General features: G+C 60.9%; 8 protein-coding genes. 6 read left to right on the forward strand and 2 right to left on the reverse strand.

Annotated elements, in window-relative coordinates:
• Positions 1-481 precede the first annotated feature (481 nt).
• The 5 genes from ACYU03_RS03575 (at position 482) to ACYU03_RS03595 (ending at position 12,537) form a co-directional block, all read left to right on the forward strand.
• A complete protein-coding gene (locus tag ACYU03_RS03575) occupies positions 482-6,496 on the forward strand; it encodes a BapA/Bap/LapF family large adhesin (RefSeq protein WP_461888139.1) in 6,015 nt (2,004 codons plus the stop codon).
• Positions 6,497-6,740: 244 nt separating this feature from the next.
• Positions 6,741-8,159 carry a TolC family outer membrane protein gene (locus tag ACYU03_RS03580; protein ID WP_461891369.1) on the forward strand — a complete coding sequence of 473 codons (1,419 nt, stop codon included), beginning with the start codon at positions 6,741-6,743 and terminating at the stop codon, positions 8,157-8,159.
• Complete coding sequence (locus tag ACYU03_RS03585; protein ID WP_461888140.1) at positions 8,156-10,336, forward strand: type I secretion system permease/ATPase; 2,181 nt, start codon at positions 8,156-8,158, stop codon at positions 10,334-10,336. Before ACYU03_RS03580 ends, ACYU03_RS03585 begins: the two co-directional genes overlap by 4 nt.
• A gap of 90 nt (positions 10,337-10,426) precedes the next feature.
• Complete coding sequence (locus tag ACYU03_RS03590; protein WP_461891371.1) at positions 10,427-11,623, forward strand: HlyD family type I secretion periplasmic adaptor subunit; 1,197 nt, start codon at positions 10,427-10,429, stop codon at positions 11,621-11,623.
• Between the two features lie 89 nt (positions 11,624-11,712).
• On the forward strand, positions 11,713-12,537 hold the full coding sequence (locus ACYU03_RS03595) for an alpha/beta hydrolase family protein (protein ID WP_461891373.1): 825 nt from the start codon (positions 11,713-11,715) through the stop codon (positions 12,535-12,537).
• 44 nt (positions 12,538-12,581) lie between these two features.
• On the opposite strand, the gene ACYU03_RS03600 is transcribed toward ACYU03_RS03595, so the two are convergent.
• Together ACYU03_RS03600 and ACYU03_RS03605 are read right to left on the reverse strand one after the other, a co-directional pair.
• Positions 12,582-15,752, reverse strand: a complete 3,171-nt coding sequence (locus ACYU03_RS03600; protein WP_461888141.1) for a UDP-N-acetylmuramoyl-tripeptide--D-alanyl-D-alanine ligase — start codon at positions 15,750-15,752, stop codon at positions 12,582-12,584.
• Between the two features lie 226 nt (positions 15,753-15,978).
• On the reverse strand, positions 15,979-16,179 hold the full coding sequence (locus ACYU03_RS03605) for a hypothetical protein (protein WP_461888142.1): 201 nt from the start codon (positions 16,177-16,179) through the stop codon (positions 15,979-15,981).
• Between the two features lie 330 nt (positions 16,180-16,509).
• Between ACYU03_RS03605 and hrpB the strand changes: the two genes are divergently transcribed.
• Complete coding sequence (gene hrpB / locus ACYU03_RS03610; protein ID WP_461888143.1) at positions 16,510-19,047, forward strand: ATP-dependent helicase HrpB; 2,538 nt, start codon at positions 16,510-16,512, stop codon at positions 19,045-19,047.
• Positions 19,048-19,086: the final 39 nt, after the last annotated feature.

The raw sequence follows: 19,086 nt of genomic DNA on the forward strand, positions 1-19,086 counted from the left end.
TGGGTATTTGTGAATTGAACTTTTTCTTTGACGCCGGTTTTTTGATTGCTAGTATCCCTGCAAGCGGCCCGTTATTTAGTGTGCTTGAGAAGTTCAGCCACGATGGGTTCACGCTTACTTCTTGCACCTTTTACAAGCGTGCTAGGGACGCTTGGCGAAAGGACGCGAACCCCGATGACGGGTAACAGACAGGGAGTCTTCAAGGTGATCAGGTCCCTCTGCCAATGCTTGTTCTACCGCCTAACCCCCATACAACATGCTGTTGTAGTTCCCCTGTGTAATCCAAACCCCCCTCTTGCTGGCCAAGTGAGATACCTTGCGCCCAGTGAGCGCTCGGGTGTGGGCTAAGCACTACTTCCGGATTAACCCTTTTTATATAACTTTCGCTAATTCGAACGTTCAGCCGCTATTCAAGCGGTTGCGCACGCGTTCGGGTCGCTTTGTTATGGGACTGACTAGCTGAAGCAAAGACAGGTGTGCAATGGAAAATATTGTAGTTGTCGATAAGGCGACGGGGGCGGCGACCGAGCAAGCGTTCGGTAACGTCGCCCTGAACGGAACCAGTATTGTAAAAGTGCCCATTAGCCCGAGTAGCATCCAGTCGATGCAGCAGTCGGGCAGGGACTTGGTCATCACGCTCAAGTCGGGTGGCACGGTCACGGTCCAGAACTTCTTTGTGGTTGGCAGCGATGGCGAAGCCAACCAGTTGGTATTGGAAGAGGCCGATGGGACCTTGCTCCTGGGAAGCTACTCTTCGCCGTACTCCGGTTTCACCTTTAGCGAGATCGGCACCCTGGATGACCTGGTGGCCGGCGCAACGCCGGACTGGGTGACCTGGGGGTTGAGTCTGCTGGGTGTTGGCGGCCTCGCCTCGATGTTCTTCGTCGGTAGTAATGGCAGCAGTGGTGGCGGCGGAGGTGGTGACGGCGGTTCGCCCGCTCCAGATGCTCCCACCGACCTTGCCTTCAATGACGCCGGTACGGTGCTGAGTGGCAAGGGCCAGCCGGGTACGACCGTGACGGTCAAGGACGCGAATGGGCAAGTCATCGGCACAGGGGTCGTGGGTTCGGATGGCAACTTCCAGGTCAACCTGAATACCCCGCAAACCAACGGCGAAACAGTTGAGGTCACGCTCACAGACTCTGAGGGCAAGGTATCCCCTCCCACCTCGATCACCGCAGGCGACACCACAGCCCCTGATGCGCCGACAGATCTAGTCGTTAGTGACGATGGCACCACTGTCAGTGGCAAAGGCGAGCCCAACTCCACAGTCACTATCAAGGATGCCAATGGCGAGGTGATCGGTACCGGTACCGTCGGCGCTGATGGCACCTTCAACATTGTGGTGACTCCCCCACAGGTCAACGGAGAAACCCTCACGGTTACGTTGACCGATGCTGCAGGAAATGTTTCAGGCCCGTCCGAAGTAACTGCACCGGATATTGATGATACGGACGCCGACGCGGATGCCGACGCCGACGCGGATGCCGATGCCGACGCGGATGCTGATGCGGATGCCGATGCCGATGCCGATGCCGATGCCGATGCCGACGCGGATGCTGATGCGGATGCCGATGCCGATGCCGATGCCGATGCCGATGCCGATGCCGATGCGGACGCCGACGCGGATGCCGATGCGGATGCCGACGCTGATGCCGACGCCGACGCCGACGCCGACGCGGATGCCGACGCGGATGCCGATGCCGACGCGGATGCGGATGCCGATGCGGATGCCGACGCCGACGCCGATGCGGATGCCGATGCCGATGCGGATGCCGACGCGGATGCCGACGCCGATGCGGATGCCGACGCCGATGCCGATGCCGATGCGGACGCCGATGCGGATGCCGATGCCGACGCGGATGCCGACGCCGACGCCGATGCCGATGCCGACGCTGATGCGGATGCCGATGCCGATGCGGATGCCGATGCCGATGCCGATGCGGATGCCGACGCTGATGCCGACGCCGACGCCGACGCGGATGCCGACGCGGATGCCGACGCCGATGCGGACGCCGACGCTGATGCCGATGCCGATGCCGATGCCGATGCCGATGCGGACGCCGACGCTGATGCTGATGCTGATGCTGATGCTGATGCTGATGCTGATGCGGACGCCGATGCCGATGCCGACGCCGATGCGGACGCGGATGCTGATGCGGACGCCGACGCTGATGCGGACGCCGATGCGGACGCGGATGCTGATGCGGACGCCGACGCCGACGCCGACGCCGACGCCGACGCGGATGCGGATGCCGATGCGGACGCCGACGCCGACGCCGACGCGGATGCCGATGCCGACGCCGATGCGGACGCCGACGCCGACGCCGATGCTGATGCTGACGCCGATGCCGATGCCGATGCCGATGCCGATGCGGATGCTGATGCTGATGCCGACGCCGACGCCGACGCCGACGCCGACGCCGACGCCGACGCGGATGCGGATGCGGATGCCGATGCGGACGCCGATGCCGATGCGGACGCCGACGCCGATGCTGATGCTGATGCTGATGCTGATGCTGATGCTGATGCGGATGCGGATGCGGATGCGGATGCTGATGCCGACGCGGATGCGGATGCGGATGCCGATGCTGACGCCGATGCCGATGCCGATGCCGATGCCGATGCGGACGCCGATGCGGATGCCGACGCGGATGCCGACGCCGATGCGGATGCCGATGCCGACGCTGATGCGGATGCCGATGCCGATGCCGATGCGGATGCCGATGCCGATGCCGATGCGGATGCCGACGCTGATGCCGACGCCGACGCGGATGCGGATGCCGACGCCGATGCCGATGCCGATGCCGATGCGGATGCCGACGCTGATGCCGACGCCGACGCCGACGCGGATGCCGACGCGGATGCCGACGCGGATGCCGACGCCGATGCGGACGCCGACGCTGATGCCGATGCCGATGCCGATGCCGATGCCGACGCTGATGCTGATGCTGATGCTGATGCTGATGCTGATGCTGATGCGGATGCTGATGCTGATGCGGACGCCGACGCCGATGCTGATGCTGACGCCGATGCCGATGCCGATGCCGATGCCGATGCCGATGCGGACGCCGATGCGGATGCCGACGCGGATGCCGACGCCGATGCGGATGCCGATGCCGACGCTGATGCGGATGCCGATGCCGACGCTGATGCCGACGCCGACGCCGACGCGGATGCCGACGCGGATGCGGATGCCGACGCCGATGCCGATGCCGATGCGGATGCCGACGCTGATGCCGACGCCGACGCCGACGCCGACGCGGATGCCGACGCGGATGCCGACGCCGATGCGGACGCCGACGCTGATGCCGATGCCGATGCCGATGCCGATGCCGATGCCGATGCCGACGCTGATGCTGATGCTGATGCTGATGCGGACGCGGATGCTGATGCGGACGCCGACGCCGACGCCGACGCCGACGCTGATGCCGACGCCGACGCCGACGCCGACGCCGACGCCGATGCGGACGCGGATGCTGATGCGGACGCCGACGCCGACGCCGATGCCGACGCGGATGCGGATGCGGATGCCGATGCCGATGCCGATGCGGACGCCGACGCCGACGCCGACGCCGACGCTGATGCTGATGCTGATGCTGATGCTGATGCTGATGCGGACGCCGATGCCGATGCGGACGCGGATGCTGATGCGGACGCCGACGCTGATGCCGACGCCGACGCCGACGCCGATGCGGACGCGGATGCTGATGCGGACGCCGACGCCGACGCCGACGCCGATGCCGACGCGGATGCGGATGCGGATGCGGATGCGGATGCCGATGCGGACGCCGACGCCGACGCCGACGCTGACGCTGATGCGGACGCCGATGCGGATGCGGATGCTGACGCCGACGCTGATGCGGACGCCGACGCGGATGCGGATGCCGATGCTGACGCCGACGCCGACGCCGATGCTGATGCTGATGCTGATGCTGATGCTGATGCTGATGCTGATGCTGATGCTGATGCTGATGCTGATGCGGATGCGGATGCGGATGCGGATGCGGATGCTGATGCGGACGCGGATGCCGATGCGGATGCCGACGCCGATGCGGACGCCGACGCTGATGCTGATGCGGACGCTGATGCTGATGCTGATGCTGATGCTGATGCTGATGCTGATGCTGATGCTGATGCTGATGCGGATGCGGATGCGGATGCTGATGCGGATGCTGATGCGGACGCCGACGCCGACGCCGACGCCGACGCTGACGCCGATGCGGACGCCGATGCCGATGCCGACGCGGATGCCGATGCGGATGCGGACGCCGATGCCGACGCGGATGCCGACGCGGATGCGGATGCTGATGCCGACGCGGATGCCGATGCGGACGCCGACGCCGATGCGGATGCGGACGCCGATGCCGATGCCGATGCGGACGCCGACGCTGATGCGGATGCGGATGCGGATGCCGATGCCGACGCCGACGCAGACTCCGACCTAGAAGCCTTCGACGACCTCGCGACAGCTGAACTGACTGTAACTCCGGTTACAACCAACACCGCGCTCAACAGCATGAACGTGTTCACGTTGCTGGGGGTTGGTGGAATTCAGATCGGTGTGCCTGAGTTGTCGCAGCAGTTCACTGTGACGGATGAAAGTACCGGCACCTTGAATCTGTCTTTCGGTGCGGGTGACCTGGTCTCCGTGTTGGGTAGCGGGTTCACTGCGACCCTTGAGGTCAGCGACGGTGCTGGCGGCTGGATCCCGGTTAATCAGGGCAGCATAGGCGGTGGCTTGCTCGATCTGCTTGGGCTGTTCGGTTCGGGTAATACCAGCGCGACAATCGAAGGTCTAGCGGCAGGTGAGTATCGCTTCACGCTCACCATGGACCCAGCGGTGGTGGCAGTTGGCGCTAGCGTTACGGCGCAACTGAGCGTTGATAACGCAAGCCTGGTCGACTTCATTGCAACAGGAGGTGAGGTCAGCGGGAATGTCATTACCGATGACGGCTTCGAAGGCGTGCCGGACTCCCCAGGTACCGCAGGTGATGCGGTGGTTGAGACAGTCAACGGTGTGGAAATCGGTGACGATCCTGCAGTCGGTACCGTTGTACACGGGCTGTACGGTGACCTGACGATCTTTGCCAATGGCGATTACACCTACACGCCAAATGGCGATGTGGCGAACATCGGCAAGGTAGATGCCTTCGAGTATCAACTGGGGACAGCGGCGGGCGGAACGGCTTCGGCCACTCTGTACGTGCGCATCGACAGCACCGACTCGACGGTTATCTGGAGCCCTGACGATCCATCGGAGGAGGGTGTCCTGGAAGTGATTGCCACCGATGATATCGGAACGGCCATGATCGACCGCGACAACCTGGTAGAGACTGAAAGCCTGACGGCATTGCAGTACTCGACGCCGCTCCTCATCGGTACCGGCTCAGGCACCGGGGCAGAGTTCGTAGTGGAGCCAGACACAACGGCAGACCTTGCCGTCAGTGTCCAGTTCTCTGGAGTTGGACTGTTCCCGACAACCACGCTCACCTTGGAGGTGTTCAACGGGGTCAGCTGGGTTTCCACGGGGCAGACCACGACAAGCTCCCCCTTCACCTTCACGGGACTGGAGGCTGGTACGTACCGGGTGAGCGGGTCGACGGGAGCTGTATCGCTGGCCGGTACGGTTACCGTTAGCCAAACGCTGACGACCACCCATGCGACGGAGTTCGTTACGGGTGACGCGGTCGCCGCAACGGGCAATGTCCTGGCGGAGGGCGCTAACTCGCCAGCAGACAGCCTCGGCTCGACGTTGACGGTGCTGAGTGTGTTGGTCGATGGGGTCTACGTCATACCGGGTCAAACCGGAGCAGTGGTGCAGGGTGAATACGGCACGCTGACGTTGTATGCGAACGGTGACTACAGCTACACGCCGACCCCAGGTCTGCCAGTGGCTGACCTCGGCAAAGTGGACAGCTTCACCTACAAACTCACCACACCAGGTGGCCAGGAGGACACCGCAACCTTGTACGTACGCCTTGACTCGCCGGACCTTGATCTTGTCTGGGACGATGACAACCCGGGTGATCCTGCCACCGAAGCCCCAGGCTTCGCAGCAGCCTCGTTCGTGGACGACTCGTCACATGCAACGGTCAACGAAGGTGCCGAAGGTGCTGATCAGACCGCGAGCCATGACACCGGGTTTGTAGCGGTGGATGGCGAGGGTGGCCCTGACACGTTGGTGTGGGAGGGCGACGATGCGACGATCAACTTGAGCTTGCTGGTCGGTAATGTCAGCGATATCGAGAGCATCGACCTGAACGACTTCAGTGCAGTCGAACTGACCGTGAGTCTGGAAGATCTGGTGGCAGTGACGGCGCCCGAGACGGATAGATTGTTTATCCAGGGTGACGAGCAAGACAGCGTCCATCTGACTGGTGACTGGTCGGTGGTTTCTACTCAACTAGAGAACGGACAGGAGTACGTGGTGTACGTCAACCAGGAAGATGAGACCCATCAACTTTGGGTGCAGAGCGGTATCAACGTGGTCTAACCATGTTGTGGCGGGGAGCGTCAGGCCGTAAGGCCTGGCGTTCTCTTCTCATCACTTCACTCATCAACTGTAACTGCCGGGCGGCGCGCTTTTCGCCGCTTTGGCGTTACACAGTGAATTTGAGCAGTGCCGTGTATGTTCCTGAAACTGAAAGAGCTGCATGGCAAGTAAGCGCCAATCTTTTTCATCACAAGATGATATGGAGCATTACTTGAAACCCAAGGATCGGTTCGAGTTCCTGTTTGTGGCGTTGTTGGTCGTCGCCTTACAGCCATTGAAGATAGAACGGGCCGTAGCACTGACACGTGACTACGAACCTGAAAGTATCAACACCATCAGCCCAAAAGATGTGGGCAAGAATTTACCGAGTGACTCGTTCGGTGCCGGCCAGTTGGCTGCCCCCAGGAACGTAGTCCCCGACAACCTCGATCTGCCTCGCGCCATTCAATTGGCCGTTGCTTGGCATCCCGCCATTGCAGAGTCGATCGGTCAGCTTTACCAGCAACACGACAATGTCACCGTGGCCCGTGCAGGCTATTACCCGCAGATTCGCGGTGGTTTCAACAGCGGCTATGACAGTGGCCTGACCGGTAATGGTCAAAGCCAGACCTTCTCCCTGTCGCTCTCGCAGATGCTGTATGACTTCGGCAAGGTGGACAGTGCCGTGGATAGCGCCGTGGCCCGGGTCAATGGCCAGCAGGCTGCGGTCCTGTTGGCCATCGATCAGGTGGCACGCGATACCGCTTTTGCCGTGATCGAACTGCAGCGTTATCAGGCGTTGCTCGACATTTCTCGCGCGCAGGTCAAGGGGCTTACGGCCATCTCTGAGCTGGCGCAACAGCGCAGCGATATGGGGGCCAGCACCCGTTCCGACATGATCCAGGCGCGCTCGCGGGTTGAGGCAGCCGTTGCAACGGAACTGCAATACACCGCGCTCTACAACCGCTGGCGGACGGCGCTGGGCAACCTGCTCGGTGCACAAGCGCCGGTCAATGTCACCGCCGAGATGCCTGCCGCACTACGGCAGTCCTGCCAAGGCATCAATGCTGACGAAGTGCTGACGCCTTCGCTGTTGATCGCCCAGGCCCAGCAGGTCGATGCGCTGGCGCAAGTCGCTCGGGCGCGGGCCGAGGGGATGCCGACTGTGTCGTTGGACCCTTCTGTCACTCAGTACCTGGACAACAACGATGAGAATGGTACCGCTGGCGGGCGTGACCGTACTCGCTATGGGATCTTCATCAACGTGGAAGTGCCCTTGTACCAGGGGGGCGCTATCAATGCCCGTAAATCGGCGGCCGCTCAAGCGTTGCGCGCTGCCGAGGCGGCCAACGATGCCGCGCGACTGGCGGTGCGCCAGGGCTTGCTTGAGGCCCGGGACCAAACCTCCAGCCTCGAGCAGCGCCTGTCGACCCTGGACTTTCGCGAACGCAGCATTTCTGAAACCCGCGATTTGTATCGCCAGCAATACCTCGAGCTGGGCACGCGGCCGCTGCTTGATCTGTTGAACGCCGAGCAGGAAATCCACCAGGCTGCCATGGATCGGGCCAACACCACCTCCGATCTGCATCGCTTGGAAATCGATTGCCTCTATAACAGCAGCGCCTTGCGCACGGCCTTCAATCTGGAGAGCAGTACGATCCAAGGTGTGGAGATTCAACCATGAACGACGCTGTGAACCTTGATACCCCGAGCGCCACTGAACCCCAGACCTTGGAGGCGGTAAGCGCGCCCAGTTACGAAGGCTGGCTAGAAGCGATACTGGCCGTTGCCCGGCACCATCGCCTGGATTGCTCGGCGCAGAATGTGCGCATCGCCGGCCAGTGGAGCAAAGGTGCAAGTGTCGACGAGGTGCTGCGCCAGATGGCTCGCCAAGCCGGACTGAGCCTGAAAATCGTCAATTTCACCCCCTCGTTGTTGGCGCAGCGGCGCCTGCCGCTGGTGCTGCAGTTCGATGATGGTCAAATCGGGGTGCTGCAGACCCTCAGCGACGACGAGCTGGGGATTGTCTACAGCGGTGACCAGGGCCTGCAAAGCCGCATCAGCCGTGCGGATCTGGTCACCTCTGTACGCAAGGTACTGATTCTGCGGCCGGTGCAAGCGGCCAAGGATTCCCGGGTCGACGACTACATCAAGCCCTACGAGAAAAGCTGGTTCAGGAACATCATATTGCGCGACTTGCGCCCGTACGCTCATGTCATGTTGGCGTCGCTGGCGGCGAACGTGCTCGGCTTGGCCGGGGTGCTGTTCTCGATGCAGGTGTATGACCGTGTGATTCCGGCCGAGTCGATGCCGACCCTGTATGTGCTGTTCGGCGGGGTGATACTGGCGCTGTCTTTCGACTTCCTCTTGCGGGTCACGCGTGTGCGAATCACCGATCTGCTGGGCAAGCGCGCGGACATGCGGGTGTCGGACCTGGTCTTCGGCCATGCCATTCGCTTGCGCAATAGCGCTCGGCCGAAATCTACCGGATCGTTTATCTCGCAGTTGCGCGAGCTTGAACAGCTTCGCGAACTGATTACCTCAAGCACTGCCAGCGCCTTGGCCGACTTGCCGTTTTTCCTGATGTTCGTGGCGATCTACTGGTTTATTGCCGGGCCGCTGGTAGCCGTGCCGCTGGGTGCGGTGATCTTTCTGGTGATTCCGGGGCTGTTGTCGCAGCGCAAACTGGCCAGGTTGGCCAACCAGTCTATGCGCGAAAGTTCACTGCGTAGCGCCATGCTGGTGGAGACCGTGCAAGGCCTGGAAGACATCAAGATGCTCCAGGCCGAGCAGCGTTTCCAGCAGCAATGGAACCACTACAACGCGACCGCCGCCGAGGCCAGCTTGCGCTCGCGGACGCTCACCAACGGGTTGGTGACCTGGGGGCAGAGCGTGCAGGGGGGGGTATTTGCGGTAGTAGTGGTGTTCGGTGCGCCGATGGTGATGGGAGGAGACATGACCACCGGTAGCCTGGTAGCCGCATCGATCCTGGCTTCGCGCATGGTGGCGCCGATGTCGCAGATCACCGTCGTGCTGACGCGCTGGCAACAGGCCAAAGTCGCCCTGCAGGGCCTGCACCGAATCATGCAGATGCCGGTCGACCAGGCCGATGGCAGCGAACGTGTGCACCTTCCCGTGATCCGCGGCAACTATGAGTTCAATCAGGCGGAGTTCAAGTACAGCGAAGATGCGCCCATTCCGGCCTTGATGGTCAAGGACTTGAGGATTGCCCCGGGTGAGCGCATCGCGGTGCTTGGGCGTAACGGCGCGGGCAAGTCGACTTTGTTGCAGGCGATGGCCGGCATGATCGACCTCAGTTCGGGCTCGCTGACGCTGGATGGCGTCGGTTTAAGTCATATCGACCCGGCCGATGTGCGCCGCGATGTGGGTCTGCTGACCCAGAACGCTCGGCTGTTCCACGGCACTCTGCGGGAGAACCTGATGATGGGCACGCCCCACGCCAGCGACCAGGAGATTCTCGAAGCCCTGGCGCTGACGGGGGCCCTGGAGTTCATCAGCAGATTCCCGATGGGTATGGACCACATGATTCTGGAGGGCGGGCTTGGCCTCTCTGGTGGCCAGCGCCAGTCGCTGTTGCTGTCACGGTTGATCATTCGTCAGCCACAGATTGTGTTGTTGGACGAACCTACCGCCGCGCTGGACGATGCCAGTGAGCGCAAGCTGATTCAGAGCCTTGCTCAATGGGGGGCGCAGCGCACCTTGATCATCGCCACACACCGGATGAGTGTGCTCAGCCTGGTGGATCGCATCATCGTCGTCGACAACGGTTCGGTAGTGATTGATGACACGAAGGACAACGCCATTGCCCGCCTTTCCAAACCCAGGAACCAGGCGCAGTGAGCCGGCTGCCCATGCAATTGACTGCGCAAAAGGATAGCTCTGATGGCCAATGAAAATTGTGCTTCGAGATGGAACCTGGAGCAGGCCCAGATGCCTCTGCTCGGATCCTCTCAAGACGCCGACCTGTCCCGCGACGACAGCCTCGATGACGCTACCGTGGTGCGCTCGACGCGTATCGTCTGGTATGTAGCATTGATGCTGCTGACGTTTGGGGTATGGGCCTACCTGTTTGAAATAGACGAAGTGTCGACCGGCACCGGCAAGGTCATCCCGAGCTCGCGCGAGCAGGTCATTCAGTCGCTGGAGGGCGGCATCATCGCCGAGCTCAACGTTGCCGAAGGGGATATCGTCGAGCAAGGTGAAGTGCTCGCCAAGCTTGATCCGACCAAGACCGAGTCCACCTTCGGCGAGAGTGCGGCCAAGTACCGCGCGGCCCTGGCCAGCGTTGCCCGGTTGCAGGCGGAAGTGAACGGTACCAAGCTGACATTTCCCGAGGAACTCAAGGCTTATCCGGAGTTGATCGCAGCTGAGAGCGATCTGTACCAGACTCGGCGCAAGGGGCTGGAAGAGTCTCAAGCGGGGGTCAGGACTTCCCTGGCGCTGGTGCGCAGCGAGCTGGAAATCACCGAAAACCTGGCCCGTGTCGGTGCTGCGAGCAATGTCGAAGTACTACGCTTGAAACGGCAAAAGTCCGAACTTGAACTGAAACTCACCCAGTCCCGCTCCGAGTACATGGTGCGTGCCGGCGAAGAATTGGCCAAGGCCAACTCCGATGTGCAAACCCTGTCGTCGGTGCTCAAGGGCCGTTCCGACTCAGTCTCGCGCCTGACATTGCGCTCGCCGGTGCGGGGGATCGTCAAGGACATCGAGGTCACCACCATCGGCGGGATCATTCCCCCCAATGGCCGCTTGATGCAGATCGTGCCGATGGACGACCAGTTGCTGATCGAGGTGCGCATTTCACCTCGCGACATTGCTTTCATCCACCCCAGCCAGGACGCCAAGGTCAAGATCACTGCCTACGATTACGCCATCTACGGCAGCATGGACGGTAAGGTGGTGACGATCTCCCCCGATACCATTCAGGACGAAGTCAAACCGGAGGTGTTCTACTACCGCGTGTTCATTCGCACCAATGACAATGAACTGCACAACAAGGTCGGCAAAGCGTTTCCTATCGTGCCGGGGATGATCGCGACAGCAGATATCAAGACCGGCCAGAAGACCGTGCTCGATTATCTGATCAAACCCATGAACCGGGCTCGTGAAGCCTTGCGCGAACGCTAGTGGGGGATAACCGCATGTTCGTATCGAGCGTCGCGCGGTGGCTGTCGTGCCTGGCCCTGGTGGTCAGCGCGCCTCTGTTGGCCAGGGGTATGGATGATCTGCCGTTGCTGTGGAATACCCCGGCAGACCAGGCCAGTTGCGTCGATCCGGACTCGGCCCTGTGGGTCAAGTTTGCCAGCGGCCAGGCCTGCATTCGTTACTTCAGTGCTGCGCCGCTTGAGGGGGCGCCGGTGGTGATCGTGATGTTTCACGGTGACCGTAATATCGAAATGCACCGTGCACCGGAAGACATTGCCGGCAATACCCTGCGGGCCAAGGACAAGCAAGCGGCAGCCCTGAGCCAACGTGCCGGAGTGCCGGTGGTGATTGTCGCGCGTCCGGGAACCTATGGTTCGAGTGGCAATCATGGGCAGCGCCGCCAGGTCAGCGAGTTTCAGGCGCTGGACGCGGCGCTCGACCAATTGCGCCAGCGTTATTCCATCGGTCGTTTTGTGCTGCTCGGGCACAGCGGCGGGGCGACGGTGGTGGCGGCTTTGATGACACTGGGGCGTGAGGATGTCAAATGCGCGGTCATGACTTCTGGGGTATTCGCCGTGCTCGAACGGGCGCAAATGATTCGTCGCAGCAAAGGACTGCCTGCCCGCGATGGGCGCGACACCAACGGCCTGCAGCATCCTTATGAGCCCTTGCAGCACGTTGACGGTATCGCCCGGGTGCCTGACCGACCGTTGATCGTGATAGGCAATCGTAACGACCAGGTCGCCCCCTTTGTCCTGCAGGAGCGCTTCTACCAGGCGTTAAGCGATGCAGGGCTCAAAGCGCGATTGACTGAAGCGCCGGCTGCTGGTCCGGCGTTTCATCAGCTGCGCAACGATATCGGGCTGAAGACAGCGGCCCAGTGTGCTCACCCTTGAAGCAGCGACTCGCTGTCACCTGCGAGTCGCTTCAGCCTGTGGCGTCAGAGCGCTGTGGCCAGTTGCTTGGTGTGGGTGAGTGAGTCGACCAGTTGCGAGAGGCCGGTTCCGCCAGAGCTCTTCACCAGCACCCAATCGCCCTTGTGGAACCAGCGTGCAGCCTGTTCGGGCAGTTTTTCCAGCAGGGCGTTGACGTCCTCGAACCACTCGACGCTCAACTGGTCACGCACTTGCACATACAGCGCGTGCATTAGCGGCCCGCAGAGCAGGGTATGCCGTGGAGACGCCGCCAACAGGTGTTCGGCCAGGTCCAGGTGATAGCCTTGGGTCTGCGGCCCCAGTTCGAGCATGTCTCCCAGCACCGCGACGCGCTGATCGGCCCGGCCGGGCAGATCAGCGAGCATTTTCAACGAGGCTCCCATGGAACCTGGGTTGGCGTTGTAGGCGTCATTGATCAACTGGTAGTCGCCATCCCCACAGGGGATGGTCAGTGTGTTCCCGCGGCCGTCAACCGCCTCGAATGTCTCCAGTGCAGCCAGTGCTTGCTCTATGGGCAAGCCGGCGACAACCAGTGAGGCCAGCACCGACAGGGCGTTGAGGACCATGTGCTTGCCACGGGCACGCAGCTTGAAGCGCAATGGCGCGCCTCGAAGGCTGGCATTGACTTGCAAATGGGAAGCGGTGGCGAGGCAGTCGATCACGCGCAGATCGGCTTGCGCATGCTCGCCGTAGCTGAGCTCGGCCAATTGTGCTTGCTTGGCGGCGTCAGCGAACACTTGGTAGTAAGGCATGTCGCGGTTCAGCACGGCATGACCGCCGGGCGCCATGGACCTGAAGATCGCACTTTTCTTGCGGGCCAGGTTTGCCAGCGTGCCGTGGTATTCCAGGTGTGCCGGCGCCAGGCTGGTGACGACGGCGACATGGGGGCGAACCAGGTCGGAGTTGATGGGCATCCTGCCAACGGCCATTTCCAGGACCCAGAAGCGGGCCGGGTCGGTCATGCTGGCCAGGTTCCAGGCAATGCCGTGGGGCAGGTTGGCGTTAGCTTCGGTCTGCGCCACCGTTCCGAGTTGCTGCAGGGCGTGGGTGAGCATGGCGACCACGGTGGTTTTACCGGCGCTACCGGTTACCCCGAATACCTGGCCACCGAAGGTTTGCCGGGCGTAGCGCCCCAAGTCCAGCATGGCGTCGGCAGTGTCCGGGACTTGCAGCACCGGCAAGCCGGCGTCGAGGTAGGGCGTAGGGTCGGTGCACACAAAGGCTGACGGGCGCTGTTGTGGGTCAGCCTTGGCCCACAGGTGTGCCAATCGGGCTTCATTGGCACCCACCTTGCTCGGGTGCCTGATTAACATGCGTTGCGGTTTGAAGTACGACATGGAGGGGGCCAGCCCGCTGGCTTGCCAATCCGCCGTAGGCGCTACCGCCCAAATGCCGCCGGTGGCTTGTGCGACATTTGCCGCGTTCCAGTACCAGCCGCCAATACCATGTTGCTCGCGCGGCAGTTCGCGCTGGACTTGCGGTGCGCCATCGAGCAGGTAGCGGTGATAGGCAATGAGCCCGGAGAGGTAGTGTTCGACATCGTCGATCCGCACGCGGAAGGCGTGATGACGGATGAAGAATGAACCGACGATGCGTGCCGGGTTGCCAAAGAACATCGCTATTTCCGGCCAGAAATAACCGTTCAACAAATACCCGGCGCGGTGGTGCAAGGCACGATAGAACGCTTCCAGGTCGACCTCATTGAGCAGATGACGCAGTGCGGGCAGTTGTTCGATGCGCTGCAGCATCTGCTGTGCGGCCATCATCAACTCCAGCAGGGTCGGGAAGGTGGTGATGCGCTGCTGCACAAAGCCCAGGTAGTCGATGAAGTTGTTCAGGCCGAAGCGGAAGTATTTTTCTTCGGGCCGATAACGAGTCAGCTCGTTGACGCAGTAGCTCAACCAGTGATCGTGCTCGCGCCAATGCTCCTTGGCGATGAAATGATCGAAGGCTTTTTCGACCATGTGTAGCCAACGCTCGTCGCCGGTCAAACCGTAGAGGCGCATCAGGCCGAATGCCGCTTCACCGTCGTAGTAGATAATCCGGAAGGGCTCTTTGACACTCAGGTCCTTGGCATGCAGAACGTGGTTGAAGATCCCTGTCTGCGGGTCTTGCATCCAGGCAATGCCATTGGCCAGTGCTTCCAGCAATGGAAGATAGTCGCGGCTTCCGGTGACTTCGCTGTATTTCACCAGGGCCAGCAGGCATACCGCATTGCCCCCTAGTTTTATTTCGTCGCCTGTGTCCACCAAGAAGGCGGCGGCACTGCCGTCGGGCAGGGTGTAGGGCTTGATCAGCGTCTGGGTGAGGTGGTCGAGGGCGCGAAGTATCGAGGCCTTGAGCGTGTCGTCCTGGATCAGCGCCCAGGCTTCGACCATGGAGTAAACGGTGCTGGCGTGACGCAGGGTGTTGTAGTTCTGGATCGTGCGGTCAAAGCAGGGGAAGTGGCCGTAGACGAATTGCCCGCTGTCTTTGACCTGACGCGAGAGAAAGTCCGAGGCCGTTACGATTTTTTCCCGGACTTCGCCGGCTTCCAGCACATCCGTTTTGCGTCGGCCGACATCGAGTCCATTGCTATTGAGGGCATGGACAACGCCGTCTTCGGCACAGAAAACACCTTGAGTCTGGAACAGGTAGACGGGGGTCTGAGGGTGAGCTTGGGCATGTTGGGCTGCCGCCAGTGCAGTTGAACCGACAAAGCGTTTTTTCGCGTATACCGAGAAATTGCCCAGGTTGAAGCTAGCAACAGGAATGGTGGAGCCGCCGTACAGGATAGCGTTGGCGTTGATTTCCTGTTCGGTGAGGGCGATTTTCAGCTCCTTGTCGAAGGCGATGCCGTGCCGGAAGTAGTTGCGTTTGTGGCGCTTGAGGCGCTCCTGCAGTTGTGCCCACGACAGTGTCGTCAGGTTGACTGCGCGCTCGACCCGGAGCCACAGCCGTGCGGATGGCCGATCCTGCTCTGGTGTGGCCTGTAGCTGTGGGAAATTTAGTAGCGCGCTGTTCCAGGCGGTCTCGAAACTCTCAGCGGTGACGTGGAAAACCCTAGCCCGCTGTGTACCGTCGCTGAGGGAGAAAAACAGCGTACAGGCTGATGAGGCCTCGGTGTTGGCGATGAGGTCTGCCGTCTGCGTTTTTAAGAAATTGTAACAGGCGGTTAGTTGCTGTTTCAAAGACATAAGAAAATCCATTGTCAATGTCGGATGAAGACAGAATTTTTGCTATGTGAGAGTTCTCTTGTTCGATAATCGAACTCTGCTGAGAACATTAGACCTTCCTGCGTCCAAGCAAAGTGAGGTGTCGTCGGCTAATAGTGTGAACTTCATCACATAAAGTATTGGTGTGTGCTTTTTTGGAATAAGCACGCTCACCATACTAAAGTATCACCAAGTTAGTACCTTCGTACTAGTTTAGCGGGAGAGAGTCATCGCGGGGTTTCTCCTTGGGAGAAAAAACGCCCGGTTGCTCATGCTCGCTCAGGTGGTTCTTTATTAGCTTTCGGAGGATTTGCGATACGGTTAGATCGACGGTCTCAGAGAGATCCTCTAATTTTTTTTTAGTCGGCAGATCGATCAGTATCGTGAGGCGAACGGTCTTTTTATGCATGTGCAATCCCTTTTCTATCCGCAGACGTTACTCATGCTGCGGTCGGCTCTCCAATTCCTGATGGAAACTAGGTGTTAAATGGCACTTCCAAGGCGCTGTACGGACTATAATTCAACCGTTGCGGATTTTCTACTTTACTCTAGGCGGGTGTAGAGATTCATGTGCTGAGTCGATGTGCCAATACGAGTTCCTCGGCCAGTCATACTCCACCTCAGTATTATTGATAGTCCGTGATACGGCCGTTTTGAAGACGGTTGCTCTGCTGGTGTGGCCTCTCGCCGGATGGCCAATGAACCTCTGTATACTGCACGCCTTGTTGCAGGAGTAATCATGAGTTCGTTGCCCATCGACGCCGCCTTGCCGGCTCTTCTGAAAGCTCTCCAGGAGCGCAATGAAGTCGTGCTCCAGGCTCCGCCAGGTGCTGGTAAAACTACCCGCGTCCCTCTAGCGCTCCTTGAGGAACCTTGGCTCAAAGAGCAAACGATCATCATGCTCGAACCACGGCGTCTTGCCGCGCGCGCTGCCGCTGAGCGCATGGCGGCTGAACTCGGCGAGCGGGTAGGTGAGACGGTGGGTTACCGCATTCGTCTTGAAAGCAAAGTGGGCCCGAAGACTCGCATTGAAGTCGTGACCGAAGGGATCCTGGCAAGGAGGCTTCAAGACGACCCCTCGTTGGATGGCGTGGGCCTGGTCATTTTCGACGAATTCCACCTTCGAAACCTGGATGCGGACCTGGCCTTGGCACTCACGCTCAACGGCCGCGAGCTCTTTCGCGATGATGTCCCGCTAAAGGTCTTGTTGATGTCAGCAACGCTCGAAGGGGAGCGGCTTTCTCGACTGCTCGACGAGGCTCCCATTGTGACTAGCGAAGGCAGGATGTATCCGGTCACGACGGTCTGGGGCAAACCGCAACAGCCCGGAGAGTTCATCGAGCCCCGTATCGTTGCGGCGTGCCTCGATGCACTGGCGGAGCAAAGCGGCAGCCTCCTTGTCTTCCTGCCCGGGCAAGCGGAAATTCGACGTGTTCATCAAGGGCTTCTGGATAGCCTTGGCAAAGATGCAACTGATGCCCAGGGGGACATCCTGATCTGCCCGCTGCATGGCGAACTCCAGTTGAACGAGCAGCGCGCAGCAATAGATCCCGCGCCGCCTGGGAAGCGAAAAATCGTTCTGGCAACGAACATCGCGGAAACCAGTATCACCATCGATGGTGTGCGAGTCGTTATTGACGCAGGCCTTGAGCGGGTGCCGCGGTTCGATCCGCGCAGTGGCATGACCAGGCTCGACACGCAGCGTATTTCCAAGGCTAGCGCTACCCAGCGGGCAGGTCGGGCAGGGCGGCTTGAAGCGGGTGTTTGCTATCGGTTGTGGTCTGAAGCCCAACACGAGCAGTTGGCCGGCTTTAGCTCGCCGGAGGTTCAACAGGCTGACCTGGCCGGATTGGCACTGCAGCTCGCGAGGTGGGGCGTTGAGCCGGATCAGCTCAAATGGCTCGATGCGCCGCCCGCTGCTGCCTTTTCGCAGGCATGTGATCTGTTGCGCCGGCTTGGCGCCCTGCAACAGGATGGGCAATTAACCAAACACGGCCAGGCGATGGCCGAGATGCCTGCTCATCCTCGGATTGCTCACCTGCTGTTACGCGGACATGAGCTGGGCTTGACGGAGATGGCGTGCGATATCGCCGCTTTGCTGAGCGAGCGGGATATCCAGCGCGGCGGCGGTGCCGACCTGCATAGCCGGTTGGCCGTCTTGTCTGGAGAGCAACGTGCCCAGCGTGGCGGGCAGGGGGGCGCTCAGCGGGCGAAGCAGTTGGCCAAGCAGTACCGTTCATTTTTGCGCGGGCCTAGGGCCGGCACCGTCCCGGACCCCGAAAGTCCAAAGTGGGTGGGCTGCCTGCTAGCGCTTGCCTACCCTGACCGCGTTGCACAACAGCGGCGCGCTGGTGGCGCTGAGTACCGCCTCGCCAATGGCCGTGCCGCGTTGTTCAGCGAGAGCGATGCGCTGATGAAGCACCCATGGTTGGTGATCGCTGATCTAGGGAGCCGCCAAGGCCAAAGGGAAGAGCGTATCTATCTCGCGGCGGACCTGGATGAGGCGTTGTTCGATTCCGTCCTGAAAGAGCAAGTCTGTCAGGTGGACGAGCTGGATTGGGATGAGCGGGAAGGTGGGCTCCGGGCGGAACGACAGTTGAAGGTCGGGGAATTGGTACTTTCCTCTGCTCCGTTGACAAACCTGGATGACCAAGCCCGTGTCCAAGCGTTGATCAACTACATCCGGCGCAAGGGCCTTGAGCTGTTGCCCTGGACTCCCGAGCTGCGCCAGTGGCAGGCGCGTGTGGCGCTTCTCCGGGATCTGGACCTAGCGAGCGGAGGAACGAGTGAATGGCCGGATCTACGTGACCCAGTGCTGCTGGAGTCACTAGGCGAGTGGCTAGGCCCCTACGTTGGAAAGATCACCAGGCTCAGTCACTTTGGCCAGCTCGACCTGACATCGATTCTGCGCAATCTGCTGCCGTGGCCACTGCCACAGCAGCTCGATGCGCAAGCGCCTCAGACAATCGCGGTGCCCTCAGGGTCGAATATCCGAATCGACTACAGCGAGCGGCCTCCGGTATTGGCTGTGAGGCTCCAGGAGCTGTTTGGCCTGGCAGACACACCGCGCATCGCCAATGGACGGCAGGTGCTCAAGCTGCATTTGCTGTCGCCTGCGCGGCGTCCCGTGCAGGTCACCCAAGACTTGGAAAGCTTCTGGAAGTCGACCTACGGCGAGGTCAAGAAAGACCTAAAAGGCCGGTACCCCAAGCACTACTGGCCGGATGACCCTCTGGTGGCGGAGGCGACAGCGCGGGCGAAGCCGAGGAAACGCTGAACGCCTCCTCAATCAACACGTGTGATCAAGAACTCATGG

Source organism: Pseudomonas sp. X10, assembly GCF_054889225.1.

What these genes read in the sequence shown, in the direction of transcription:
- ACYU03_RS03575 (WP_461888139.1), top strand. Translation starts at nt 482, where the DNA reads ATGGAAAATATTGTAGTTGTCGATAAGGCGACGGGGGCGGCGACCGAG.
- ACYU03_RS03585 (WP_461888140.1), top strand. Translation starts at nt 8,156, where the DNA reads ATGAACGACGCTGTGAACCTTGATACCCCGAGCGCCACTGAACCCCAG.
- ACYU03_RS03590 (WP_461891371.1), top strand. Translation starts at nt 10,427, where the DNA reads ATGCCTCTGCTCGGATCCTCTCAAGACGCCGACCTGTCCCGCGACGAC.
- ACYU03_RS03595 (WP_461891373.1), top strand. Translation starts at nt 11,713, where the DNA reads ATGGATGATCTGCCGTTGCTGTGGAATACCCCGGCAGACCAGGCCAGT.
- ACYU03_RS03600 (WP_461888141.1), bottom strand. Translation starts at nt 15,752, where the DNA reads ATGTCTTTGAAACAGCAACTAACCGCCTGTTACAATTTCTTAAAAACG.
- ACYU03_RS03605 (WP_461888142.1), bottom strand. Translation starts at nt 16,179, where the DNA reads ATGCATAAAAAGACCGTTCGCCTCACGATACTGATCGATCTGCCGACT.
- hrpB (WP_461888143.1), top strand. Translation starts at nt 16,510, where the DNA reads ATGAGTTCGTTGCCCATCGACGCCGCCTTGCCGGCTCTTCTGAAAGCT.